This is a genomic window from Aquipuribacter sp. SD81 (assembly GCF_037153975.1).
Classification (GTDB): domain Bacteria; phylum Actinomycetota; class Actinomycetes; order Actinomycetales; family JBBAYJ01; genus Aquipuribacter.
The window spans coordinates 14422-38904 of the sequence record NZ_JBBAYJ010000012.1 but is presented as its reverse complement, the minus strand read 5'-3'; the positions used below and the strand labels follow the sequence as shown (position 1 = coordinate 38904).

At 75.7% G+C, this 24483-nt stretch carries 23 protein-coding genes; 11 read left to right on the top strand and 12 right to left on the bottom strand.

Annotated elements, in window-relative coordinates; genetic code table 11:
• Positions 1 to 92: 92 nt before the first annotated feature.
• Positions 93 to 527 carry an arsenate-mycothiol transferase ArsC gene (locus WAA21_RS09010; protein ID WP_336922450.1) on the bottom strand — a complete coding sequence of 145 codons (435 nt, stop codon included), beginning with the start codon at positions 525 to 527 and terminating at the stop codon, positions 93 to 95.
• The gene (locus WAA21_RS09005) at positions 524 to 1279 is read right to left on the bottom strand and encodes an aquaporin (protein ID WP_336922449.1); all 756 of its coding nucleotides are present in this window, start codon (positions 1277 to 1279) and stop codon (positions 524 to 526) included. The genes WAA21_RS09010 and WAA21_RS09005 overlap by 4 nt, the downstream gene beginning before the upstream one ends.
• Positions 1280 to 1366: 87 nt before the next feature.
• Between WAA21_RS09005 and WAA21_RS09000 the strand changes: the two genes are divergently transcribed.
• Together WAA21_RS09000 and WAA21_RS08995 are read left to right on the top strand one after the other, a co-directional pair.
• A complete protein-coding gene (locus WAA21_RS09000) occupies positions 1367 to 2053 on the top strand; it encodes an arsenate reductase/protein-tyrosine-phosphatase family protein (RefSeq protein WP_336922448.1) in 687 nt (228 codons plus the stop codon).
• A gap of 12 nt (positions 2054 to 2065) precedes the next feature.
• Positions 2066 to 2752: an arsenate reductase ArsC gene (locus tag WAA21_RS08995; protein ID WP_336922447.1), complete on the top strand. Its 687-nt coding sequence runs from the start codon at positions 2066 to 2068 to the stop codon at positions 2750 to 2752.
• A 12-nt stretch (positions 2753 to 2764) separates the two neighbouring features.
• Here WAA21_RS08995 and WAA21_RS08990 read toward each other — a convergent pair whose 3' ends face one another.
• The gene (locus WAA21_RS08990) at positions 2765 to 3124 is read right to left on the bottom strand and encodes a metalloregulator ArsR/SmtB family transcription factor (protein WP_336922446.1); all 360 of its coding nucleotides are present in this window, start codon (positions 3122 to 3124) and stop codon (positions 2765 to 2767) included.
• A gap of 74 nt (positions 3125 to 3198) precedes the next feature.
• Between WAA21_RS08990 and WAA21_RS08985 the strand changes: the two genes are divergently transcribed.
• Positions 3199 to 4560: an NAD(P)-binding domain-containing protein gene (locus WAA21_RS08985; RefSeq protein ID WP_336922445.1), complete on the top strand. Its 1362-nt coding sequence runs from the start codon at positions 3199 to 3201 to the stop codon at positions 4558 to 4560.
• 314 nt (positions 4561 to 4874) lie between these two features.
• A complete protein-coding gene (locus tag WAA21_RS08980) occupies positions 4875 to 5546 on the top strand; it encodes an SPFH domain-containing protein (protein WP_336922444.1) in 672 nt (223 codons plus the stop codon).
• Positions 5547 to 5773: 227 nt separating this feature from the next.
• Here the strand turns inward: WAA21_RS08980 and WAA21_RS08975 are convergent, their stop codons facing one another.
• Positions 5774 to 7036, bottom strand: a complete 1263-nt coding sequence (locus WAA21_RS08975; RefSeq protein WP_442893254.1) for a DUF4032 domain-containing protein — start codon at positions 7034 to 7036, stop codon at positions 5774 to 5776.
• Between the two features lie 106 nt (positions 7037 to 7142).
• On the bottom strand, positions 7143 to 8267 hold the full coding sequence (locus WAA21_RS08970; protein WP_336922442.1) for an ABC transporter ATP-binding protein: 1125 nt from the start codon (positions 8265 to 8267) through the stop codon (positions 7143 to 7145).
• Positions 8268 to 8594: 327 nt separating this feature from the next.
• On the opposite strand from WAA21_RS08970, the gene WAA21_RS08965 reads away from it, so the two are divergent.
• The 6 genes from WAA21_RS08965 (at position 8595) to WAA21_RS08940 (ending at position 15211) form a co-directional block, all read left to right on the top strand.
• Complete coding sequence (locus WAA21_RS08965) at positions 8595 to 10220, top strand: ABC transporter substrate-binding protein (RefSeq protein ID WP_336922441.1); 1626 nt, start codon at positions 8595 to 8597, stop codon at positions 10218 to 10220.
• Positions 10221 to 10296: 76 nt separating this feature from the next.
• Positions 10297 to 11238: an ABC transporter permease gene (locus tag WAA21_RS08960; protein ID WP_336922440.1), complete on the top strand. Its 942-nt coding sequence runs from the start codon at positions 10297 to 10299 to the stop codon at positions 11236 to 11238.
• Positions 11235 to 12242 carry an ABC transporter permease gene (locus WAA21_RS08955; RefSeq protein ID WP_336922439.1) on the top strand — a complete coding sequence of 336 codons (1008 nt, stop codon included), beginning with the start codon at positions 11235 to 11237 and terminating at the stop codon, positions 12240 to 12242. Before WAA21_RS08960 ends, WAA21_RS08955 begins: the two co-directional genes overlap by 4 nt.
• Before the next feature lie 4 nt (positions 12243 to 12246).
• Positions 12247 to 13365, top strand: coding sequence for an ABC transporter ATP-binding protein (locus tag WAA21_RS08950; protein ID WP_336922438.1), 1119 nt, complete (start codon positions 12247 to 12249; stop codon positions 13363 to 13365).
• Positions 13358 to 14389 carry an ABC transporter ATP-binding protein gene (locus tag WAA21_RS08945; protein WP_336922437.1) on the top strand — a complete coding sequence of 344 codons (1032 nt, stop codon included), beginning with the start codon at positions 13358 to 13360 and terminating at the stop codon, positions 14387 to 14389. The genes WAA21_RS08950 and WAA21_RS08945 overlap by 8 nt, the downstream gene beginning before the upstream one ends.
• Before the next feature lie 336 nt (positions 14390 to 14725).
• Positions 14726 to 15211, top strand: coding sequence for a VOC family protein (locus WAA21_RS08940; protein ID WP_336922436.1), 486 nt, complete (start codon positions 14726 to 14728; stop codon positions 15209 to 15211).
• 10 nt (positions 15212 to 15221) lie between these two features.
• On the opposite strand, the gene WAA21_RS08935 is transcribed toward WAA21_RS08940, so the two are convergent.
• Entirely contained in the window at positions 15222 to 16835 is a 1614-nt protein-coding gene (locus tag WAA21_RS08935) for a hypothetical protein (RefSeq protein ID WP_336922435.1), read from the bottom strand.
• Positions 16811 to 17575, bottom strand: a complete 765-nt coding sequence (locus WAA21_RS08930) for an ABC transporter ATP-binding protein (RefSeq protein WP_336922434.1) — start codon at positions 17573 to 17575, stop codon at positions 16811 to 16813. The genes WAA21_RS08935 and WAA21_RS08930 overlap by 25 nt, the downstream gene beginning before the upstream one ends.
• An 86-nt stretch (positions 17576 to 17661) precedes the next feature.
• Between WAA21_RS08930 and WAA21_RS08925 the strand changes: the two genes are divergently transcribed.
• Entirely contained in the window at positions 17662 to 19497 is a 1836-nt protein-coding gene (locus WAA21_RS08925; RefSeq protein ID WP_336922433.1) for a serine/threonine-protein kinase, read from the top strand.
• 8 nt (positions 19498 to 19505) lie between these two features.
• Here the strand turns inward: WAA21_RS08925 and WAA21_RS08920 are convergent, their stop codons facing one another.
• The 5 genes from WAA21_RS08920 to WAA21_RS08900 all read right to left on the bottom strand — a co-directional run bounded on the left by WAA21_RS08920 (position 19506) and on the right by WAA21_RS08900 (position 24468).
• Positions 19506 to 20618, bottom strand: a complete 1113-nt coding sequence (locus WAA21_RS08920) for a spore photoproduct lyase family protein (RefSeq protein WP_336922432.1) — start codon at positions 20616 to 20618, stop codon at positions 19506 to 19508.
• Between the two features lie 37 nt (positions 20619 to 20655).
• On the bottom strand, positions 20656 to 21468 hold the full coding sequence (locus tag WAA21_RS08915; RefSeq protein WP_336922431.1) for an SGNH/GDSL hydrolase family protein: 813 nt from the start codon (positions 21466 to 21468) through the stop codon (positions 20656 to 20658).
• A 75-nt stretch (positions 21469 to 21543) separates the two neighbouring features.
• Positions 21544 to 22755, bottom strand: a complete 1212-nt coding sequence (locus WAA21_RS08910; protein WP_336922430.1) for a hypothetical protein — start codon at positions 22753 to 22755, stop codon at positions 21544 to 21546.
• A gap of 94 nt (positions 22756 to 22849) precedes the next feature.
• The gene (locus tag WAA21_RS08905) at positions 22850 to 23704 is read right to left on the bottom strand and encodes a helix-turn-helix transcriptional regulator (protein ID WP_336922429.1); all 855 of its coding nucleotides are present in this window, start codon (positions 23702 to 23704) and stop codon (positions 22850 to 22852) included.
• Positions 23705 to 23820: 116 nt separating this feature from the next.
• A complete protein-coding gene (locus WAA21_RS08900; RefSeq protein WP_336922428.1) occupies positions 23821 to 24468 on the bottom strand; it encodes an FMN-dependent NADH-azoreductase in 648 nt (215 codons plus the stop codon).
• Between the last annotated feature and the right edge of the window lie 15 nt (positions 24469 to 24483).

Here is a 24483-nt window from a genome sequence, read left to right as displayed (position 1 = left end):
GGACGGCCGTCCTGATGTCGCGCCCGGGCGTCGGGTCCTTCGTCCGGGCCGGGCCGGGCCGGGCCCTCGGTCCGTGCGCGCCGCCCGAGCGCTCAGCCGGCGGTGAGCTCGGCGACGAGCCGCTGCACCCGACGGTCGATCTCCTCGACGATCCCCCGGACCGTCTCGAGGTCCCGGCCCTTGGGGTCGGTGAGCTCCCAGTCCTCGTACCGCTTCCCCGGCACGAACGGGCACGCCTCCCCGCAGCCCATCGTCACGACGACGTCCGCGGCCTCCACGCCCTCGCGGGTCAGCAGGCTCGGTCGCTCGCCCTCGGTCGACAGGCCCCGCTCGTGCAGGACCTGGACCACGACGGGGTTGAGGTCGGTCCCGGGCTGCGAGCCGGCCGAGCGGACCTCGACGGCGCCGGCCGCGTGGTGCTCGGTCAGCACCTTCGCGGCGAGCGAGCGCCCGCCGTTGTGGACGCAGGCGAACAGGACGGACGGGCGGGGCCGGTCGGTGGGCCGGTCGGTGGGCGGGTGGGTCACGGGGCCTCCTCGGCGTGGTGGACGACCGCGCGCGCGGCCGCCCGGGGGTCGGGGTGGAGCACGCGGACGACGAGCAGCGCGACGGCGCCGCCGGCGAGCTGGGCGAGGACGAACGGCGGGACCGAGGCCGGGGCGATGCCGGCGAAGGTGTCCGAGAGGGTGCGGGCCAGCGTGACGGCGGGGTTGGCGAAGCTCGTGGAGCTGGTGAACCAGTACGCGGCGGTGATGTACGCGCCGACGGCGACCGCGACGTGCCGGGTCTGACCCGTGCGGACGACGCCGAACACCACGAGGACGAGCCCGAAGGTGGCGACGACCTCGGCGAGCCACATGCCCGGACCGGACCGGACGGTGGTCGCGGTCGACACGGCCGGCAGCTCGAACATGAGGTTGGCGAGCACGACGCCGCCGGCGCCGCCGAGGCACTGCGCCGCGACGAGCGCCGCTGCGCTGCGGTTGTCGAGGGCGCCGAGCGCTCGCTCGACGAGCGTCACCACCGGGTTGAACGCCGCCGACACGGGCCCGAGGGCGAGGATGAGGGCGGTGAGGACCGCGCCCGTGGCGACGGAGTTGTACAGCAGCTGCGCGCCGACGTCGTCGGGGGTCAGTCGGGTGGCCGCGACGCCCGAGCCGACGACGGTCGCGAGGAGCAGCGCGGTGCCCACGAGCTCGGCGAGCGCCTTGCGCAGCAGCGTCCGTCGGCGTCCGGCGACGGCGTCGGGGGACAGGTCGTCGACCGGCGCGAGGGGCACGGTCGGATGCTGCCGCAGGAACGGACGGCTGTCCAATTTCGCTCAACAAGTCTTGACTCAATACCGGCTGAGCGTCAGGCTGGGCGCGTGGGTGGCGACGACAGCGCGGCGGCGGGCCTGCGGCGGCGGGCCGCGGTGCACGCCGCGCTCGCCGACCCGACGCGGCTGCATGCCGTCGACCTGCTCGCCCTCGGTGACCTCGCGCCGGGCGAGCTCGCGGCGGCGCTCGGTGTGCCCGGCAACCTGCTCGCGCACCACCTCAAGGTGCTCGAGGGGGCCGGAATCGTGGCCCGGCGCCGCTCCGAGGGCGACCGGCGTCGCACGTACGTGACGCTCCTCGACGCCTCGCTCGCGGTGCCCACCGCGCGCAGCGCCCCGCGGGTCGTGTTCGTCTGCACCCACAGCTCCGCGCGCTCCCACCTCGCCGCGGTCGCCTTCACGCGTGCCTCGCGGCTGGCGGCGGCGAGCGCCGGCACCGAGCCCGCACCGGAGGTGCACCCGGGGGCGGTCGCGGCGGCCGCCCGGCACGGCCTCGACCTCACCGGTCGCACTCCGGCGCACGTCGACGACGTCGTGCGGGCGGACGACCTCGTGGTCGCGGTCTGCGACGGCGCCTACGAGACCTCGCTCGCCGCCGCACGACCCGTCGACCTGCACTGGTCGGTGCCGGACCCCGTCCGGGTCGGCACCGACGACGCCTTCGAGGACGCGCTCCTCGACATCACCGCCCGCGTCGACCGGCTCGGCCGGGCCCTCGCGGACCCACCCACCTGAGGAGCCCGCACCATGACCGACACCCACCACGACTCGGGGGCGACGCTCTCGCGGCTGCACCGTCGGGCCGGGATCGACCTCGACCAGCAGGTCGCGCTGCGGACCGCCGCGACCCGGCTCGCGGACGACTTCGCGGGCGTCTACGGCGCCGGGACCATCGAGCGGTTCCTCGTGTCCAGCTACGACCAGTTCGCCGAGCGCGCCACCGTCGCGCGGTTCCTGCCCCTGATGGCCGAGCGTTTCGCGCGGCAGCGGCTGCGCGCGCTGGCGCGGATCGAGGGTCGCCACGACGACGGCCTGCCCACCGTCCTCTTCCTCTGCACGCACAACGCCGGTCGGTCGCAGATGGCCATGGGCTTCTTCCAGCAGCTCGCGGGAGACCGTGCGGTGGCGTGGTCCGGCGGCTCGGAGCCCGGGACGGTGGTCAACCCCGCCGCCGTGCAGGCCATGCGCGAGCGCGGCGTCGACATCTCGGGCGAGTTCCCCAAGCCGTGGACCGACGAGACCGTGCGCGCGGCGGACGTCGTCATCACCATGGGCTGCGGGGACGCGTGCCCGGTCTTCCCGGGCAAGCGTTACGAGGAGTGGGTGCTCGAGGACCCCGCGGGCAAGGCCGTCGACGAGGTGCGCCCGCTCCGGGACGAGATCGAGCGCCGCGTCCGCCGGCTGCTCGAGGATATCGGGGTGCCTGCCGCCTGAGGGGGCCCTGGCTCAGGTCGCGGGTGCCGCCAGCACCCGCGCGAGGTCGTCGAGAGCCTCGGGCACCAGCCCGAACCACGCCCACACGCCGCGCTTCTCGCGGACCAGCAGACCCGCCTCGACGAGGACCTTGAGGTGGTGCGAGACCGTCGGCTGGCTCAGGTCGACCGCGTCCACCAGGTCGCACACGCACGCCTCCTGTCCCTCCGACGCGGCGACCAGCGACAGCAGCCGGAGCCGGGCGGGGTCGGCGACGGCCTTGAGCGTCCGCGCGACGGTGTCCGCGGTCCCGGCGTCGAGCGGCGCGCGGACCAGCGGGGCGCAGCACGCGAGCGGCGACGTCTGGCGGGCGGTGGCCGAGGAGGCGGGCATGGCGGCACGGTACCCGAAAGGCATCGACGCTCGTCAATATTGACGTACATCGATGCGTGTGGTTCCGTCACGCCATGAGCAGCCCCGACACCACCGCACGCACCGCCGACCTGCCCGTCCTCGTGCTGGGGGCCGGCCCCGTCGGCCTGGCCGCCGCCGCGCACCTGCTCGAGCGGGGGCTGGAACCGCTGGTGCTGGAGGCCGGCGACGACGTCGCCGCCTCGGTGCGGCAGTGGTCGCACGTGCAGCTGTTCTCCCCCTGGCGCTACGACGTCGACGCCGCGGCCGCGCGGCTCCTCGCCGCGACCGGCTGGCAAGCGCCGAGGCCGACCGCCCTGCCGAGCGGCGCGGAGCTCGTCGGCCGCTACCTCGCCCCGCTCGCCGACACCCCGGCGCTGCGGCCGTGCGTCCTCACGGGCCACCGCGTCCTCGCCGTCGCCCGTGAGGGCCTCGACAAGACGCACGTCGCCGACCGGGCCGGGCAGCCGTTCGTCGTCCGGGCCCGGCGTCGCGACGGCCAGGTGGTGGACCTGCGGGCGCGGGCCGTCATCGACGCGACGGGCACGTGGAGCCGTCCCAACCCGCTCGGCACGTCCGGGCTCCCGGCGCTCGGCGAGGCCGAGGCGGGCGACGCCGTCCTCGGTCCCCTGCCGGACGTCCTCGGGCGGGACCGTGCCCGCCTCGCCGGACGTCGCGTCGTGGTCGTGGGGGCGGGCCACTCGGCCGTCACGACCCTGCTCGAGCTCGCCCGACTGGGCCGCGAGGTGCCCGGGACGACGGTCACGTGGGCCGTCCGCAGGTCCTCGCCCGAGCGCGTCTACGGCGGCGGCGACCGGGACGGCCTGCCGGCGCGCGGCCTGCTGGGCGAGCGGCTGCGCCGGGCCGTGCAGGCCGGTGCCGTCGAGCTCGTGACGGGCTTCCGCACGACGCGGGTCCGTGCGGGCGACGGTGGCGTGCTGCTCACCGGTACAGGGGGTGACGGCGACGAGCGGACCCTGGCCGCCGACGTCGTCGTCGCGGCCACCGGCTTCCGGCCCGACCTCGACATGCTGCGCGAGCTGCGCCTCGACCTCGACCCCGGGCTGGAGGCCCCGCGGGGCCTCGCGCCGCTGGTCGACCCGGAGACCCACTCCTGCGGCACGGTGCCCCCGCACGGGGCGGCCCTGCTCGCGCACCCGGAGCCGGGCTTCTACGTCGTCGGGGCCAAGAGCTACGGCCGCGCGCCGACGTTCCTGCTCGCGACCGGCTACGAGCAGGTCCGCTCCGTGGCTGCAGCCCTCGCCGGGGACCTCGCCGCGGCCGACGACGTGCGGCTCGACCTGCCGGAGACAGGCGTGTGCTCGGTCGGTGTGGCCTCGGCCGACCGCGGCTTCGTGACCGGTTCCTCGCACGGTCGCAGCGCCGAGCGCGAAGCGGCCGTGGCCGCCTGCTGCTGACCCTTCGGCGACCCGTGGCGAAAAGGCGTCGCGCGCCCCGGGGGCGGCCCCGTACCGTCACGGCCGTCCTCGGGAGCGGCGCCACGGCGTAGCCGACCGGTGTCCCGCGCTCCACCTGGGGACGTGCCGTTCTGGTGGCAGGTGCTGTCAACACCCTGGGTTCGACTCCCTCAGGGCCGTCGGCCGCGCCCGGCAGCCGGGGTCGACCTGCGTGCCCGCACCCGTGCGGGTGCCCGTCGGTGCCGGTGGGCGCGACCGGCGGCCCGTCCAGCCCGTCCACCACGACCACCGAGCGCCCCCGGGAGGAGGCCACCATGACCACGACCACCGTCTCGCCCGGCACCGTCGCCGTCGTCCGTGTCGACGGGCGCACCACCGCCGTCCTCGGGCCCGGCCGGCACCGCCTGCCGATGGCGTGGCGCTGGTGGCGCCGCGAGGTCGAGCGGGTCGACACCCGCCGGGCGACGCTGCTCCTCACCGGCCAGGAGGTCGCGGCGGCCGACGTCCCGGGCGTCGGTCTCTCGGCCGCGCTCACGTGGCGTGTCGCGGACGCCGAGCGCTGGCTCGACGTGTCCGCCGACCCGCTCGGCGAGGTCCGCCTCGCCCTGCAGGTCGCGCTGCGCGACTGGGCGGCGTCGGCCGCGCTCGAGGAGCTGCTCGCCGGCCGCGCCCGCGCCGGGGAGACGGTCGCGCCCGCGGTCCGCGCCGCGGCCGAGGCCGTCGGCGTGGCGGTCGAGGGAGTCGTCGTCCGCGACGTCGTCGTCCCCGGCGAGGTGCGGCGGGCGGTGACGGCGCTCGCGACCGCGCAGCTCGAGGGCCGCGCCCAGCTCGAGCGCGCCCGCGGCGAGGTGGCGGCGCTCCGGGCCCTGCAGAACGCGGGTCGCATGCTCGCGGACAACCCTGCCCTGCTGCAGCTGCGGACCGTCGAGACGGCGGCCCGCACCGGCGGCGAGGTCCGCCTCACGGTGGCCCCGCCGCCTGGCTAGGACGCGGTCGAGGCCCGGCCCGCCCCGGTCGTGGGACGTCGCGCGCACGGACGTGCGGCCAGAGGGGTGCGCGACGTCCCACCACCCGGAGGTCCGCCCCGGTCGTGGGACGTCGCGCACGTCCGCACGCCCGGTGGGGTGCGTGGCGTCCCACAACCGGCGGGGGCGCGGAGGGCGGAGGCGGGGACGCGGGGGGCGGGGGCGCCGGGCGGACGGAGGGGTCGCCGCTACCAGGTGTCGCCGACGATGGGGATGGGCTCGGTGTCGATGCCGCCGAGGACGGACTTCTCGTCGCGGCGGTGGGCGAGCTCGTCGGCGAGGTAGGAGCGGATCGCCTGCTCGGTGCCGACGTCGTGCCCGGCGGACTCGCTGAGGAACCAGCGGTGCTGCAGCACCTCGTGGAACACCTCGGCGGGCTCGAGCTTGCCCTTCAGCGCGGGCGGGACCGCGCGCGTCACCGGCTCGAACACCGTCGCGAGCCACGTGTGGGCGACGATCTCCTCGTCCTCGCCCTGCAGGTCGTTGGCGGCGGCGAAGGAGTCCATGTCGTTGAGCAGGCGCCGTGCCTGGTTCTCCTCCACGTCGAGACCCGTCAGGCGCAGCAGCCGGCGCGTGTGGTGGCCGGCGTCGACGACCTTCGGCTGGATGTGGACCGTCGTGCCCGTGAAGTCGGTCGTGATCGACAGCTCGCCCACGTCGAAGCCGAGCTCGTTGAGCCGCCGGATGCGGGCGTCGACCCGCCAGCGCTCGCCGCGGTCGAACTCCTCCTCGTCGGTGAGCTCCGCCCACAGCGACTCGTAGCGCTCGACGATCCGGTTGCTCGCCGCGATGGGGTCGAAGTCCTCGTCGAGCAGACCGCCGGCCTGCAGGTCGAACATCTCCCCGGCGATGTTGACCCGGGCGAGGTCGAGGTCGTACGACCGCTGCCCGGGCGACAGCTGCGGGTACAGCTCGCCGGTCTCGGCGTCCACGAGGTACGCGGCGAACTCGCCGGCGTCACGCCGGAACAGCGTGTTCGACAGCGACACGTCACCCCAGTAGAAGCCCTGCAGGTGCAGGCGCACGAGCAGCACCGCGAGCGCGTCGATGAGCCGGGTCGCGGTGTCCGGCCGCAGCGTCTGGCTGAACAGCGCCCGGTACGGCAGCGAGAACTGCAGGTGCCTGGTGACGAGGGCGGCCTCCAGCGGCTCGCCGTCGGTGCCCTGCCGGCCCGCCACGACCGCGGCCGGCTCGACCGAGGGCACCTGGAGGCGCCGCAGGTTCCGCAGCATCTGGTACTCGCGCCGCGCGATGGGCTCGTTGATCTCCTTGATGGCGTACACGCGGTGCCCGAGCCGCACGAAGCGCACGATGTGGCGGCTGATGCCGCGGGGGAGCGCGGCGATGCGCTCCTCCGGCCACGTCTCCAGCGGCAGCTCCCACGGCAGGTCGAGGAGCCCGCTCTCGGGCGTCGTCGACGTGATCTCCAGGGCCGTGCTCACGGTGCCCATCCTTCCCGACGGCGACCCTCGCCGCCGCCACGACGGCGACGGGCGCCCCACGGTGAGCGGGGCGCCCGTCGCACGTCAGACCCTCCTCAGCGGGCCGGGGACCACCTCAGAGGCGGGCTCCGGTCTGCATGTCGAAGAAGTGCACGTGGCCGCCCGAGGGGACGAGGTGCACGGTCTCGCCGCGCTGCGGCGGACGACGGCCGTCGGTGCGGGCGATGATGTTGTCGCCCGTGGCCGCCCGGTCCTCGCCGCGCATGTCGGGGTCGTCGACGTCGACCTTGTGGCCGGCGTCGGTGGTCCCGTAGATGTACGCGTCGGCGCCGAGCTCCTCGACGACGTCGACCTGCACGGGCAGGCCCTGGCCGTCGGTGGAGATCGTGAGGTCCTCCGGCCGCACCCCGACCGTCACCTCCTTGCCGGTCGCGCGCGACAGGGCGTCGCGCTCGATCGGCAGCGTCGTGGTGCCGAACTGCACGCCGTCCTCTGTGACGGGGAAGGCGAGCAGGTTCATGGCGGGGGAGCCGATGAAGCCGGCGACGAAGACGTTGTTCGGCTTGTCGTACATGTTGCGGGGGCTGTCGACCTGCTGGAGGACGCCGTCCTTGAGCACCGCGACGCGGTCGCCCATCGTCATGGCCTCGACCTGGTCGTGGGTGACGTAGACCGTCGTGACCCCGAGCCGGCGCTGGAGCGAGGCGATCTGCGTGCGGGTCTGCACCCGGAGCTTGGCGTCGAGGTTCGACAGCGGCTCGTCCATGAGGAACACCTGCGGGCTGCGGACGATCGCGCGGCCCATGGCGACGCGCTGGCGCTGGCCGCCGGACAGGGCCTTGGGCTTGCGCTCGAGGTACTGGGACAGGTCGAGGATCTTCGCGGCCTCCTCGACCCGCTTGCGGATCTCGTCCTTCGGCGTGCCGGCGATCTTGAGCGCGAAGCCCATGTTGTCCGCGACGGACATGTGCGGGTACAGCGCGTAGTTCTGGAACACCATCGCGATGTCGCGGTCCTTGGGGGGCATGTCGGTGACGTCGCGGTCGCCGATGTAGATGTTGCCGCTCGTCACCTCCTCCAGGCCCGCGAGCATGCGGAGCGAGGTCGACTTGCCGCACCCGGAGGGGCCGACGAGGACGAGGAACTCCCCGTCCGCGATGTCGAGCTGCAGCTCGTCGACCGCGGGGTGCTCGGCCCCCGGGTAGAGCCGCGAGGCCTTGGCGAACGTCACTGTGGCCATGGCTGTGCCATTCCCTTCACCGGCAGGTACGTGCCGGACGATCCGTCGTGAAGGCGGCCCGGGGTCCCGGGCCTCCCGCCGGGAGCCGTCGTCGGCCGGCGAGGGGGCGCATGCTCCGTCGCACGGTGTCGGACGGCTGCGTCCCGACGGTGCCGATCCTGCCTCACGGGGCCAGGTCCGGTCCACCGGCGCGGGCGGGCAGAGGGGGGCGGAGGGTAAAGAACGGGTAACGAATCGTCCGGTTCGCGCGTCCTGGGTGGCCCGGCCCGCGGCTCCCCGATAGGCCAGTGATCAGCATCCTGCCGCCTGCCCCCGGAAGGAGCCGTCGTGCGACTCCCCACGCGCTCCCGGTACCTGACCCCCGCTCCCGGCGCCCGTCGCGCCTCGGGCGCCCTGCGGACCGTCCCCCTGCTCGCCGTCGCCGCCCTCACGCTCGCCGCGTGCTCCAGCGGCGGCGGGGTCGAGGGCGAGGGCCTCGAGGAGGCCCCGGACGCCGGCGCGTCCGCCGAGCCGGGCGACGCCGAGGCGTCGGCGGGCGGCACGCTCGTCGCCGCCATCACCGGCACGCCCGACCAGTTCGACCCGCACTCGACGAGCGCGTACGCGAGCTTCCAGGTGCTCGAGAACGTCTACGACACCCTCGTCGTGCCGAACGCCGAGGACCTGACGTTCGAGCCCTCGCTCGCGGAGTCGTGGGAGACGAGCGAGGACGGCCTCACGTGGACGTTCACCCTCCGCGAGGGCGTGACCTTCCACGACGGCAGCGAGCTCGACTCCGCGGACGTCGCGTACTCGTTCAACCGCATCATCGACGAGCAGCTGGCGAACGCGTTCCGCTTCGCCAACGTCGAGTCGATCGAGACGCCGGACCCGCAGACGGTCGTCATGAACCTCACGGCGCCGACGCCGAACCTGCTCGCGAACATCGGCGGGTTCAAGGGCATGGCGATCCTCCCCGAGGGCGCCGCGGAGGACCTCGACCTCGCCAACGAGGCCAACGGCACCGGCCCGTTCACGCTGGAGTCCACGAGCGCGGGCGGCGCCGAGCTCGCCGCCTTCGACGGGTACTGGGGCGACGGTCCCTTCGTCGAGGGCGTGGAGTTCCAGTACGTGCCGGAGTCCGCGGCCGCGCTGACGGCCCTGCGCAACGGCGACATCGACTGGACCGACAACGTGCCGCCGCAGGACCTCGCCGGCCTCGTGGACGAGGAGGGCGTCGAGCTCGGCCAGGTCGGCTCGACGGACTACTACTACCTCGCCTTCGACCTCACCGAGCCGCCCTTCGACGACGTCGACGTGCGCCGGGCGATCGCGACGGCGGTCGACCGCGAGGCCATCGCCGAGGCCGCGACCTTCGGCGCCGGCTCGGCGAACCAGACGGCGATCCCCGAGAGCTCGTTCTTCGCCACCGACTACGCCCCGTTCTCCGGTGACCCGGCCGAGGCCGAGCAGCTGCTCGCCGACGCCGGCGCCGAGGGCCTGGAGTTCTCCCTCATGGTCCCCGCGACCGCCCCGCAGGCGGTGACCGCGGCCGAGGTCCTCGCGAGCCAGCTCGCCGAGATCGGCGTCACCATGACGCCCGACACCGTCGAGGAGGGCGCGTTCCTCACCCGGCAGGGCGAGGGCGACTTCGACGCCTTCTCGTGGTCGTGGATCGGCAACCTCGACCCGTTCGGGTACTACCACGCGCAGCACATCACCGACGGCGGGTTCAACTTCCAGGGCTACAGCAACCCCGAGGTCGACGAGCTGCTCACACAGGGCTCCACCGAGACCGACCAGGACGCCCGCAAGGAGCTGTACGACCAGGCCGTCGAGATCATCGTCGACGAGGTGTCGTACCTCTACTACTACAACCCCGACGTGCTGCAGGCGTGGAGCAGCGACCTGACGGGCTACACGGTCCGCCCGGACCGCGCCATCAACTTCGAGACCGTCGAGCTCGGCGGCTGAGGGACGGGCGGGTGACGGCGCACCCGGCGGCCGAGCCCCCGGCCGTGACGGCACCGAGCGCCTGCGCGGCCCGGCGATGAGGACGTACGTCCTGTCCCGGGTCGCTCAGGCGGCCGCGGTGCTGCTGGGGGTGGCGGTGCTCGTCTTCGCCATCCTCCAGCTCGTGCCGGGCGACCCGGTGCGCATCGCGCTCGGCAGCCGCTACACCGAGGAGACCGGCGACGCGCTGCGTGCGCGGGCGGGTCTCGACCAGCCGGTGCTCGTGCAGTTCTGGTCGTGGTTCTCCGGCGCCCTCACCGGCGACCTCGGCGTCAGCTTCCGCAGCGGCGACCCCGTCACCGAGCTCATCCTCGAGCGGCTGCCCGCGACGCTCAGCCTCGCGGGCATGTCGATCCTCGTCGCCCTGCTCGTCGCGATCCCGCTCGGCACGATCTCGGCGCTGCGGCCGCGCAGCGTCGTCGACGGCGTCGCGACGGTCGTCAGCCAGGCGGGCATCTCCATCCCCGACTTCTGGATGGGCATCCTCCTCATCGTGTTCGTCGCCCCGCTCGTGTCCCTGCCCGTAGGCGGGTACACGCCGCTCAGCGAGGACCCGGCCGGCTGGCTGCGCAGCGTCATCCTCCCGGCGGTGACGGTCGGGGTGACCAGCGGCAGCATCCTCACGCGCTTCGTCCGCTCGTCGCTGCTCGAGGCCTCCGACGCCGAGCACGTCCGCACCGCGCGGTCGAAGGGCCTCGGTCGCCCGACGGTCCTCGGCTGGCACGTCATGCGCAACGCGCTGCTGCCCTTCGTCACCGTCGTCGGCGTCCAGCTCGCCTACCTGCTGTCCGGAGTGGTCGTCGTGGAGATCGTGTTCAGCTACCCGGGCCTCGGCGAGCTCGCGCTGCAGGCCGTGCAGAGCCGCGACTTCCCGCTGCTGCAGGGGGCGGTGCTGCTCTTCGCCGCCGTCTTCCTCGTCGTCAACCTCCTCGTCGACCTGTCCTACGCCGCCCTCGACCCGCGGGTGGGCACCCGGTGAGCGCGCCGGCGACGGACCGCCCCGACGGCGCCGGTCCGGACGGGCCCGGGCCGGCGGACGCGGAGGAGCGGGCCGCCCGCGCCGGCCGGCGGGACCGGCTCGCCAACGGCGGGCTCGCCCGGGCCTGGCGGACGCTCGTGCTGGTCGCCCACCGCGCGGGCGGGGCGTTCGGGCTGCTCGTCATCGGTGTCGTGGTCGTCGTCGCGCTCCTCGACGACGTCATCGCGCCCGACGGGCCCAACGACGTCGACATCGCCGCTCGGCTCATGCCGCCCTCGCTGGAACACCCCTTCGGCACCGACGACCTCGGCCGGGACGTGCTCGACCGCGTCGTGCTCGGCGCGACCGTCAGCCTGCAGGTCGGCTTCGTGGCCGTCGGCATCTCGCTCGTGGCCGGGGTGCTCATCGGGCTGCTCGCCGGCTACTACCGCGGCCCGCTCGACGCCGTCCTCATGCGGTTCATGGACGTGCTCTTCGCCTTCCCCGCGGTCCTCATGGCCATCGCCGTCCTCGCCCTGCTCGGGCCCGGTACCGGCAACGCCATGATCGCCATCGGCATCGTCTACGTGCCGATCTTCGCCCGGGTGACGCGCGCCGCGGTGCTCTCGGTGAGCGAGGAGGTGTACGTGCGCGCCTCCCGGTCCGTGGGGGCGCCCGACCGCCGGATCCTCTTCCACCACGTCCTGCCGAACGCGGCGGCGCCGATCATCGTGCAGACGTCGGTGAGCCTCGCCTTCGCGATCCTGTCGGAGGCGGCGCTGTCGTTCCTCGGGCTCGCGACGCAGCCGCCGAACTCCTCGTGGGGACTCATGCTGAGCGAGGGCCGGGCCTTCATGGAGCAGGCCTGGTGGATGGCCGTGTTCCCCGGCCTCGCGATCTTCCTGACGGTGCTCGCGTTCAACCTGCTCGGTGACGCGCTGCGCGACGTGCTCGACCCGCGTCGCCGCGCGCTGCTGACGTCGAGCGCGAGCGGGCCGGACGCCGGCTCGACGGGAGCGGGGTGAGGGTGTGAGCGAGGCGACGGCGACGCGCACGACCGGGCGCGACCACGACCACGACGGCCCCGCGCTGCGGGTGTCCGACCTGCGGGTCACGTTCCCCACCTCCCGCGGCCCGGCGACGGTCGTGCGCGGCGTCGACCTCGAGGTGGCCCCGGGGGAGACCCTCGCGGTCGTCGGGGAGTCCGGGTCGGGCAAGAGCGTGAGCATGCTCGCGGTGCTCGGGCTGCTGCCGGCCTCGGCGCGGGTCGAGGGCGAGGCGCAGCTGCGGGGCGAGCAGCTGGTCGGCGCGAGCGAGGAGCGCCTGCGCCGGCTGCGTGGGCCCGGCATCGGCATGGTCTTCCAGGACCCCATGACCTCGCTCAACCCCGTGCTGACGATCAGGCGGCAGCTGCTCGAGGGGCTCCGCGCCCACGCCGGCCGGGACGGCGCGCGACGGGGCAAGGACGTCCTCCTCGCCCGGGCGCGGGACCTGCTCGGCGAGGTCGGGCTGCCCGACCCCGACCGGGCGCTGCGGTCGTACCCGCACCAGCTGTCCGGCGGCCAGCGCCAGCGCGTCATGATCGCCATCGCGCTCGCGCACGACCCGGCCGTGCTCGTGGCCGACGAGGCGACGACCGCTCTCGACGTCACCGTGCAGGCGCAGATCCTCCGGCTCGTGCAGCGGCTGCAGTCCGAGCACGGCACCGCGGTCGTGTGGATCACCCACGACCTGGGCGTGGTCGCCGGGACCGCCGACCGGGTCGCCGTCATGTACGCAGGCCGCGTCGTGGAGACCGGTCCCACCGACGCGCTGTTCTCGCAGCCGACGCACCCGTACACGCGCGGCCTCCTCGCCTCGCTGCCGGACATCGACGACCCGGCGACCGGCGACGCGCGCGACGACCTCGTCGCCATGCCGGGCCTGCCCCCGGACCCGGTCGACCCGCCGCCCGGCTGCGCCTTCGCGCCGCGGTGCCCCGTGGCGCACCCCGAGTGCGTCGCGCACCCGCAGCGGCTGCGCCCCGTCGCCGAGGTGGACGGCGTCGACCGCTCGTCCGCCGACCCCTCCCACCTCGCGGCGACGCACTGCCCCGTGCCCTCCCCGACCGGGCGCGGCGACGAGCGCACGGAGGTGGCCGGTGGCTGAGCAGGTGGCCGGGACGGTCGACGACGCGCTCGTCAGCGTCCGCGGGCTCGAGGTCCACTTCGGTCCGGCGAAGCGGCCGGTCCGGGCCGTCGACGGCGTGGACCTCGACATCCGCCGCGGGGAGACCCTCGGCCTCGTGGGGGAGTCCGGGTGCGGCAAGTCGACGCTCGGCAACGCCGTGCTGCGGCTCGTGGAGCCCACGGGCGGCACGGTCGTCATCGACGGCACCGAGGTCACCGGCCTGCCCCGGCGCCGGCTGCGGGAGATGCGCCGCCGCGCCGTCATGGTCTTCCAGGACCCGTACGCGAGCCTCGACCCGCGGCACAGCATCGCCGACGCCGTCGAGGAGCCGCTCGTCGTGCACGGCCTTCACGGCGGGGCGCGGGACCGCCGCCGCCGGGTCGAGGAGCTGCTGGAGATGGTCGGCATCCCCGCGGCGGCCGCCGACCGCTTCCCGCACGAGTTCTCCGGCGGGCAGCGGCAGCGGGTCGGCATCGCCCGCGCGCTCGCCGGCGAGCCGGACCTCATCGTCGCCGACGAGGCCGTCGCGAGCCTCGACGTGTCGATCCAGGCGCAGGTCATGAACCTGTTGCGGCGGCTGCAGCGCGACCTCGGCCTCACCCTGCTGTTCGTCAGCCACGACCTCGCCGCGGTGCGGCACGTCAGCGACCGGATCGCCGTCATGTACCTCGGTCGCGTGGTCGAGGTCGGCCCCGCCCACGAGGTCGTGAGCGACCCGCAGCACCCGTACACGCGCGCGCTGCTGTCGTCGGTCCCTCGCCCCGACCCGGCCGCCGAGCGGCGGCGCGAGCCGGTCCTGCTCACCGGCGACGTGCCGAGCCCGACCGCCGTGCCGAGCGGGTGCAGGTTCCGCACGCGCTGCCCCGAGGCCTTCGACGCGTGCCCGACAATCGACCCGGTCCTCATGACGGTCGGGCCGGACCACGCCGCCGCGTGCCTGCTGCACGGCCGCGAGGGCACGCCGGTCGAGGACGCCGACGACCGGTCGCTGGTCCGCGACTGAGGAGCGCGCGGTCGGGGTCGCGTGCGTCGGTCGTGCACGACCGTGTCGTGCGCGACGGGTTCTGGGACGGGTGCGGTCCGCTGTGTGTCGCACACGACCGTGTCGTGCGCGACACGGTCGTCCGCTACACGGTCGTGCACGACTCGTTCCGTGCCGACCTCTCCTCCAGGTGGTCGTGCACGACCTGTCGCGGAGCCGCTCCGGGGGCGGGGAGGTGCGTCGCACCGAGCGGCGGCACGAGGGGCGACGGCCCGCCGATGACTCCGGCGGTCGACCGCGGTCTCACGGGTGCCAGGCGCCGACCGGCGGCGCCGAGCGACGACCCAGGAGGAACAGATGCCCAGGACCGTGCCGTGCCTGTGGTTCGACGGCCAGGCGGAGGCCGCCGCCGCCCACTACGTCTCGATCTTCCCCAACTCCGAGGTGACGAGCGTCCAGCGCGCACCCGCCGACACCCCGAGCGGTCCCGCGGGCTACGTCATGGTCGTCGAGTTCACGCTCGACGGGCAGCCGTACACCGGCCTCAACGGGGGCCCGCAGTTCACGTTCTCCGAGGCCGTCAGCTTCCAGGTCATGTGCGAGGACCAGGCGGAGGCCGACCACTACTGGGACCGGCTGTCCGAGGGAGGCGAGGAGGGCCCGTGCGGCTGGCTCAAGGACCGCTTCGGCCTGTCGTGGCAGGTCGTGCCGAAGGAGGCCGTCGCCCTCATGGCCGACGCGGACCCGGAGCGGGCCCGGCGCGCGACCGAGGCCATGCTCGGCATGACCCGCCTGGACGTCGCGGCGATGCGGGCGGCGGCCGACGGCGCGCCGGTCGGCTGAGGCACGCCGCTCAGCGGCGGAGCCGGGCCAGCAGGTCGGGGCCCCGGCGGTCGTAGACCCGGGCGCCGAGGTGCACGCCGAGCGCGAGCAGCCCGGCGCCGTAGGCCGGGCCCGCTACCGCGAGGACCCAGCCGAGCGCCGGCACGAACCACGCCCCGACCAGCAGCGCAGCCGGCAGCACCAGCAGCGGCAGCAGCACCAGACCGCTCACGCCCTGCTGCACGAGCGCCGCGACGCCGCCGCCGTTGCTGCCGGAGAACGGGTTCGAGCCCGCCGGCGGCACCGGGAACGGGTAGACCACCGACGACACCGCGGCGACGGCCGTCCCCACGAGCAGCACGGCGAGCGAGGCGCCGGCGAGCGCCGGCGCGAGCCCGGGGCGCCCGCCCATGACCGCCCCGGCGACCGCGACCGCCAGGGTCAGCGGGGCGCCCCACACGAGCATCCCGAGGGAGCGGGCGGTGCGGTCGTCCCGGCCCCGCACCCCCGCGCTCAGGCTCACCCACAGCGCCCCGCCGTCGAAGGCCAGCTCGTTGAGCATGGTGAAGCCGAGCAGCAGCCCGACGAGGGGGCCGGCGCCGAGGGCGAAGGCCGAGGGTGCCTCGGTGAGCCGCGGCAGCGACAGCAGCAGCAGGACGATGACGGGCAGCGCGACGACCGACACCGCGTAGCGGGTGTCGCGCCGCCAGTAGCGCAGGCTGCGCTCGAGCAGCGCCCCGACGGGCCGGTCCGGGACCAGGCGCGCGAGCGGGCCCGGGGACGCGCTCGCGCGCTCGGCGCCGACGGGCCCGGGGGCGGACCGCCCCGGGCGGGACAGGCGGCCCCGGCGCCCCGAGCCGCTCGGGCGGAGCCGGGCGACCAGCGCCCGCTCGTACACCCACCACAGCACCGCCAGCGTCAGCAGGACGACCACGCCGCGGCCGGCGAGCACGGCCCACCGTTCCTGCGCCGCCGTGCCGGGGAGCGACCACGCCGCGCCGAGCGGGCTCCACGCCAGCACCTCGACGAGGGCGTCCACCGCGCCCGTGCGCAGCTGCTGGCCGAGCGCGGCGAGCAGCGGTCCGGTGAAGCCGAAGAGGGACAGCACGACCACGCCGACGGCGATGGTCGCCTCCCGCCCGCGACGACCGGACACCAGCGAGGCCGCGGCGGTCAGCGTCGCGCGGGAGGCCAGCAGGCACGTCGCGGTGCCGAGCGCCGCCGCGAGCAGGGCCGCCACGACCGTCACCGGACCGCGGCCGAAGGTGACGACGAGGGCGAGGGAGGCGAGCGCGGTGGCGACCGCGAACGGCGTCACCGCCGAGCCGGCCAGCAGGCCGGCCGCCAGGGTGCGCGGCCGCACGGGCAGCAGCGCGAAGCGGACGGGGTCGCTCATGACGTCGTCGGTGCTCATGAGCAGCGGCAGCAGGACCCACGCGACCACCACGAGGGAGCCGAAGGCGACGACGGCGGCCGCGGCCAGGTCGACGGGGGCGAAGCGGAGGGCCACGAGCGAGCCCACGGCGACGACGAGCACCGACAGCGCGACGATGCTGCCGAGCACGAGGAGGAGCACCTGCTCGGTGCCGCCCCGCAGCTGGTTGCGCAGCAGCCGCCACCTCAGTCCGACGAGGACGCCAACCACGTGAGCCCCTCCCCGATGCCGCGCGTGCCCCCGGACAGCGCGACGAAGCGCTCCTCGAGGCTCCCGCCGCCCCGGACCTCCGCGACGGTCCCGGCGGCGACCACCCGGCCGGACACGATGACGCCGACGTGGTCGCACAGCTGCTCGACGAGCGCCATGACGTGGCTGCTGACGACGACGGTGCCGCCGTCGGCGGCGAAGCGCCGGAGCAGCTCGCGGATGGTCGTCGCCGACACCGGGTCGACGGCCTCGAACGGCTCGTCGAGCACGAGCACCCGCGGGGCGTGGACGAGCGCGCACGCGAGCCCGACCTTCTTCCGCATGCCGGCGGAGTAGTCGACGACGAGCGTGCGCCCGGCCGTCGCGAGGTCGAGCACGTCGAGCAGGTCCGCGGCGCGCGAGGCGGCGACCGCCCGCGGCAGGCCGTGCAGGCGGGCGGTGTGCTCGACGAGCTCCGGCCCGCTCAGGCGGTCCAGCGTCGGCAGGCCGTCCGGCAGCACGCCGAGCAGCCGGTGCGCCCGGCGCAGGTCCGCCCACACGTCGCCGCCGTCCACGAGCACCTGCCCGCCGTCCGGGCGCAGCAGGCCCGTCGCCATCGACAGCGTCGTCGTCTTGCCGGCCCCGTTCGGCCCGACGAGGCCGAACATCGACCCCGTCGGAACGACGAGGTCGAGCGCGTCGACCGCCAGCGTCGCGCCGAAGCGCTTCGTCAGCGCGCGGCAGGTGAGGGCGTCGGGCACGGTCCCGACGCTAGCCCGCGCGCGAGCGCGGCGGCCGAGCCGGGGCCCACGCTCTACCGTGGAGGGGTGAGCGGGGAGCGGGTGAGGTGAGCGTGGGCCCGGGGCAGAGCCTCGGTCCGTACCGCCTGCTCCGCGTCATCGGCGAGGGCGGCATGGGCGTCGTGCACCTCGCGATGGACCCCGACGAGCGTGCGGTCGCGGTCAAGGTCGTGCGCCCCCACGTGGCGACGGACCCGCAGACCCGCGAGCGGCTCGCGCGCGAGGTGCGCACGCTGTCCAAGGTGCGCCACCCCCGGGTCGCGGAGGTGCTCGACGCCGACTTCGACGCCGACCTGCCGTACGTCGTCATGCGCTTCGTGCCCGGCGACGCGCTCGACGCCGTCGTGCGCTCGCGCGGTCCGCTGCGCCGTCCGGCCCTCGACGAGCTCATGGTCGGGCTCGTGGAGGCGCTGTCGGCGGTGCACGCGGTCGGCGTCGTCCACCGCGACCTCAAGCCCGGCAACGTGCTGCTCCTCGACGGCGCGCCGGTGCTCATCGACTTCGGCATCGCCCGGGCCGCCGACGACGCGCAGCTGACGTCGACCGGCCTCATGGTCGGCACGCCCGGCTACCTCGCGCCGGAGGTGCTGGAGGGCACCGACGTGGGCGAGGCCGCCGACTGGTGGGGCTGGGGGGCGGTCGTCGCCTTCGCCGCCACCGGTCGCGCGCCGTTCCGGGGTGGCCCCATGGAGGCCGTCTTCGACCGCGTCCGCCGCGGCAGCGCCGACCTCGACGGCGTGCCGGAGCCGCTGGCGCGCCTGCTCGCGGCCGCGCTGCGCCCCGACCCGGCGGCCCGACCGGGACCGGACGACCTCGCCGACGCCGTCGCCCGGCTGACGGGACGCCGGCCGCGCCTCGTACCGCCGGGGACGGGCGCCGCCGCGCCGGTCGTCCCGGGCGGGGGCCGCGGACCCGGGGCGCCGCTGACCCGCCCGCTCACCCGGGTCGACGTCGCGACCGCGTCGCTGCCGACCGTGCCACCCGACGCACCCGAGACCCGGGTCGTGGAGCGCCCGCCCCCGGCCCGGCCGCCGCGTCGTACCGCGGTCACCCCGGCCGCAGCGCAACCGGCGGGCGCGGCGCCCCGGACGGCGGCCCCGTCGCGGCCCGTCCCGGCCCCGGACACGACGGCGCCGCTGCCGGGCGTCGCGTACGTCCCGACGTCCGCCACCGGGCCCGCACGTCAGGCGGGGCCCCCCGCGCCGGTCGGGCCGGTGGGTCCGGGCTCCCCGGCGCCGTCGGGGGACGGGGGTCCACCCGCCCTGCCGGCGCCGCCCGCTAGCGTGCAGCCCCAGCAGCGCTGGGGCGCCCCGGTGCCGGACCTGCCGCGCCGTCCCCTCCTTGCCCTGGTCGCGGGGGCGGTGCTCGTCGCCGTCGCGGCGGTGAGCCCGCTCGGGGCGGCGGTCGTCACGCTGGCGTGGGCCGGCCTGGCCCGCGCCGTGCAGTGGTCCCGCATCGCCGTCGCCCGCGTGCGCGTGCGGGACGGCCGGGTCGGGGCCGGCACGTGGACCGGGCAGGTGTTCGCCTACCCGTTCCGTGTCGTCGGCGCGCTGCTCACGAGCGTCGGCTACGTGGTGCTCGGCGTGCTCGCGCTGTCCCCGGCGCTGCTGCTGGCCGGTGCGCTGCTGCTGGAGGCCCGCGGCGTGCCGTGGTCGAACCTCGACGCGGTGCGGGCGACCCTCACCGAGCCGCTCGTGCTGTCGGTGGCCGCGGTGCTCACAGGCCTCGTCGCGTGGTGGGGGCCGGGCGGTCGCGCCGTGCGGCAGGGCTCACGGGCGATGACGGAGCCGGCGCTGCGTCACCGCAACGGGCGGTTCGTGGCGGCGGGGCTGGGCGGGCTCGTCGTGGTCGCGGCCCTGCTCGTCGTCACGCAGCAGGCCTGAGCCCCGGCTCAGAACGCGTAGCGCACGCGCAGCCACGGCGTGCGGCGCTCGACGAGGTCGAGCAGCTGTCGGACGTAGCGGCCCTTGTCCCCGGTCCGGTACCGCACGTTGGCCCCGCCGGTCTGCGACCGCTTCGTCTCCTGCAGGTCCGGGCGCCACAGCACGTCCTCGGCCTTCGGGTGCCAGCCGAGGTTGACCTCGTGCAGGCCCGCGTTGTGGGTCAGCATGATCACCTCGGCGGCGGCCTGCGCCTTGAACGCAGGACCCGTGGTGTCGTCGAGCTGCTGCAGCAGCCCGTCCCACGCCTGCAGCCACCCGTCCTGCACGACGACGGGGGAGAGGTTGACGTGGACCTCGTACCCGGCCCCGACGAAGTCGTCGACCGCGGCGAGCCGGTCGGCGACCGGGTCGGTGCGCACGTCGAGGAGCCGTGACACGTCCTCGGGCATGAGGCTGAGACGGACCCGTGTGCGGCCCTGCGGGTCCCAGTCGAGCAGGTCCCGGTTGACGTGCTTGGTCGCGAACGAGGCCTTGGCCGTCGGCAGGCCCCGGAACAGGTCGACGAGGTCGCGGACGTTGTCCGACAGGCGCGCGTCGACCGAGCAGTCGCTGTTCTCGCCGATGTCGTACACCCACGCGTGGGGGTCGACCTGGTCCGGCTCCGGCTTGGTGCCCTGCCGGGCCACGTGGCGGGCGAGGTAGCCGGTGATCTGGTCGATGTTGGCGAACACGGTGACGGGGTTGCTGTAGCCCTTGCGCCGCGGCACGTAGCAGTACGCGCACGCCATGGCGCAGCCGTTCGCCGTCGACGGGGCGACCCAGTCGCTCGAGCGGCCGTTGCGCCGCGCCGTCAGGGACTTCTTGACCCCGAGGACGAGTGCCTCGGTCTTGATGCGCACCCAGCGGCGCACGTTCGCCTCGTCGCCCGCCAGCTCGGGGATGCGCCAGTGGCTCGCGACCTCGACGCGCTCGGCGTCGGGCCAGCGGGCGAGCACCTCCTGCCCGCGCGGCAGCTCCGCCGCCTCCGGCTCGAGGTAGATGCGGCGGACGTCGAGCAGCGGCCGGCGGGCACGCTCGGCGCGCTGCGGCTGGGCGGCGGGCTCGGTCGGGAGGCTCGTCATCGACGGGTACAACGCCGGACGGCGCCCGGTTCGTCCCCTAGGACGGCACCTCGACGACCCGCGGCCGGGCGTCCTTCGGGACGCGGCCGTCGCCGCTGGACACACCGCGGAGCCGGCGGCCCACCCACGGGGCCAGGTGCTCGCGCGCCCACCGCACGTCGGTGGCGACCTGCTGGTGGCGCGGCACGAGCGTCGCGGGCGGCAGCGGCTCGGTCCACCAGCCGGGCGGGCCGCCGAGGAGGTCCTCGTCGGTGACGCCGAGCTGCTCGAGCACCCCGGCGGCGACGCGCGTGTGGCCGCCGGCGTTGAGGTGCAGCCGGTCCACGTGCCACATGCGGATGTCGGTGAGCGTCGGCACGCGCCCCATGTCGACGAGGGTCGCGCCGTGCCGGTCGGCGACGGCGCGCACGGTGTCGTTGAAGCGCGCGAAGCGGTCGGCGAGCCAGTCCGCGAGGCGGCCGCTGCCACCGGCCCGGCCGATCGCGGTGAAGAGCACGAGCCGGCTCACCGCGCCGGCCGCGCGGGCGACCGCGCTCTCGTAGCGCCGGGCGAGGTCGGGCAGATCCGTGCCGCGGCGCAGCACGTCGTTCGGCCCGGCGTGGAAGGTGAGGACGGTCGGGTCGAGGTCGAGCGCGGCGGGCAGCTGCTCGACGAGCACCTGGTCGAGCAGCTTGCCCCGCACGGCGAGGTTCGCGTACTCGACCGTGCCGCCGGCGCGGCGGCGCTCGTGCACGGCGAGGGCGACCGCGACCCGGTCCGCCCAGCCCGTGTGGTGCCCGTCCGGGCGGAGCACGTCGGACATGCCCTCGGTGAAGGAGTCGCCCACGCAGACGAGGCGGGTCGTCGTCACGGGGACACGGTGCCACGAGGTGCACCCGGTGGGTGCGTGCGGGCCGCGATCGCCGGCCGGGCGTCCGTCGCCCGCTCAGGGCAGCAGGGACGAGCAGCCCGGGACGACGCCGGCGCCCTCGCGCACCACGGCGACCGCTCGCACGACCGGCGCGGACGTGGCGGCGAAGGCGTCGACGCCGGGCGGCAGCCAGGCGGTGAGCCGGGTCTCCGTCTCGACGGCGAGGTCGCCCCCGTCGACGTCGGACGAGAGCGCGGACAGCGTCGAGGTGCGCACGAGGGTGCGCTCGCCCGGTGAGCCGGGGACCGGCCCGGGCACCGGGCCCGGGTCCGCCGCCGGGCGGCCGGCGAGGAGCGTGAGTCCCGCCCGCACGACCTCCCCGCCCGCGACATCGACCCAGGTGGCTCCTGCTTCGCCCGGCCGGGCGCCCGCCAGCCCCACCCGGGTGCACGACCCGGGGTCCGCGTCGGACGCCGTCAGGTAGCCGGCGTCGGTGAGGACGTCGTCGCCGGGAGCGGCCCCGAGCAGCGGCTGGAGCCGGGCGACCGCGTCCGACACCTCGCCCGGGGCCTGGGCCTCCGGGCCGGCGGGCGGGCTCAGGGCATCGAGCTCGACCGGTCCCAGCGACCCGTCGGCCGTCCGGCCGTCCAGCACGCAGTCGCCGCCTGGGGGCAGCCGGACCTCGACCCACCGGATCCCCGGCGTGCCGAGGTCGCTCGCCAGCGCCTCCACGCCGTCGGCCACCGGGGAGGTGACGGTCTTGACCTCCGCGTCCGGACTGCCGCTCACCGCGAGTCTGCCGGCACTCCGCACCTCCTCGACCGGGCGCCCGAACGCCAGGCCGAGCCGGGGGAGGTCGAGCTCTGCGGCGCCGGCCGTGACCTGCACCGAGACGAGCCGACCGTCGCGCACCCAGCCGGTGAGCACGTCGCCCGTGCTCGTGACCGCCTCCCGCACCCGGCGGCAGCCGTCGTCCTCGCCCGCGACGGTGGTCCAGCCGGAGGCGGCGAGGGCCGCCTCCGGCGCGCCGAGGACCAGGGGCCCGGCGCCGGACGTCGTCGGGGCGATGTCCGCCAGGGTCAGCGCGCCGAGCTCGAGCGGGCGGGTGAGCGGCTCGTAGGTCGCGGTGGGCTCCGGCGGGGCGGAGGAGGGAGAGGGAGGCGTCGAGGGTGGCGTGGGTCCTGCGAGCTCGTCCGGTGCCACCTCGGTCCCGGGGCGGACGAGCACGACGGCCACCGCGAGGGCGCAGGCGGTGACGGCGAGCACCGCCCCACCACGCCGTCCCACCGCTCACTCCCCTGTACCGGTCCGCCCGCCTCGCGCGGCGAGGGTAGCCCGGCCAGTTCCCGTGGCGGTCCCCGGTCCGGCGCAGGGGGACGCGTCAGTCGGGCGCGCCCACCGTCACGGGGTAGCCGCGGACCGCGGCGAGCAGCCGGAGCCTCTCGTGGCTCTCGCTGCCCGGGACCGCGGTGTAGACGAGCAGCATGTGCGACTGCTCCGGGTCGTGCAGGCGCTGGCACGTGAGCTCCAGGCGGCCGACCTCGGGATGCGTGAAGACCTTCAGGTCGTCGAAGCGCGCCCCGACGTCGTGCACCGCCCACAGGGTCCGGAACTCCTCGCTGCGTGGCAGCAGCAGCTCGGCGAGCCGCGCCGCGCGCGAGCCCGGTCCCCGCACCGCGATCACCTGGCGGAGGTTGGCCACGAGGACCCGCGAGTGCAGGTCGTGCTGCTCCGGCGGGTAGAGCCGGCGCTCGTCCGGGTCGGTGAACCAGCGGTAGCCGCGGCTGCGCGCCGCCCCGGTGTGGCGCGAGGCGTCGCCGAACAGCGCGACCGCGAGGGGGGTCTGCCGCAGCGTCTCGCCGAGCTCGCTCACGACCTCCGCGGGGGTGTCCTCGAGGCGGTCGAGGATGCGGAGCAGCCCGGGGCTGACGTGCTCCCCGGCCGCGGCGCGGGTGGGCGGGGTGTGCCCGGCGAGGCGGAACAGGTGGTCGCGCTCGTCGAGGGAGAGGTGCAGGCCCTGGGCGATGGCGGCCGTCATCTGCTCCGACGGCTGCGGGCCGCGCTCCTGCTCCAGCCGGGAGTAGTAGTCCGTCGACATGTGGCACAGCACCGCGACCTCCTCGCGCCGCAGCCCGCTGGTGCGGCGGCGCTGCCCGCGCGGCATGCCGACGTCCTCCGGCTGCAGCGCCTCGCGCCGCTGCCGCAGGAACGAGGCCAGCCCGGCCCTGTCGATCATCGCGTGGTCCCCTCCCGTGACACCCCTCGGGGCACGGACCTGTTCTAGCGCCCGGCCGGGGGTGGCAACCACGGTCCGCGGGTCCCCCCTTCCTCGCAGGGACCCGCGCGCGGGGCTCAGGCGGCCCGGCGGACCGCGCCCCCGAGGGCGGTGCCGGCCTCCCGGGCCGCCGACAGCGCCTTCTCGTGCATCTCGGCGGCGAGCTCGGTGAACTCGTCGAGGGCGGGGTTGACCCCGACGAGGGTGAACTCGCGCTCGACGACGGTGAGGTCGGCCTGCCAGACGTCGGCGAGGATGCGCCGCAGGTAGGCGGTCGAGTGGTCCCAGCCCTCGCGCGGGGTGCCCGCGCCGTACGCGCCGCCCCGCACCGTCGCCAGCACGGTCGGCGTCCCCTGCAGCAGCGGGGCGCCCGCCTCCGCGCCGGCGACGACGAGGTCGATCCACGTCTTCACGTGCTGGGAGACGCCGAAGTTGTACAGCGGCACGGCGAGCAGGACGGCGTCGGCGGTGGTCAGCTCCTCGACGAGCTCCGCCGACAGGGCGACGGCGGCACGCTGCTCGGGCGTACGGGCGGCCTCGTCGACGTGGGCCGCCGTGACGGCCTCGGCCCAGGCTCCCGACGGCAGCGGCTGGGTGCCGAGGTGGCGCCGGACGACCTCGGCGTGGGGGTGGGTGGCCCGCCAGCCCTCCTCCACGAGGTCGGCGATCTCACGGCTGCTGGAGGTGGCGGGGAGGATGCTCGCGTCGAGCCGGAACAGGGTCATGGACGTCTCCTTGTG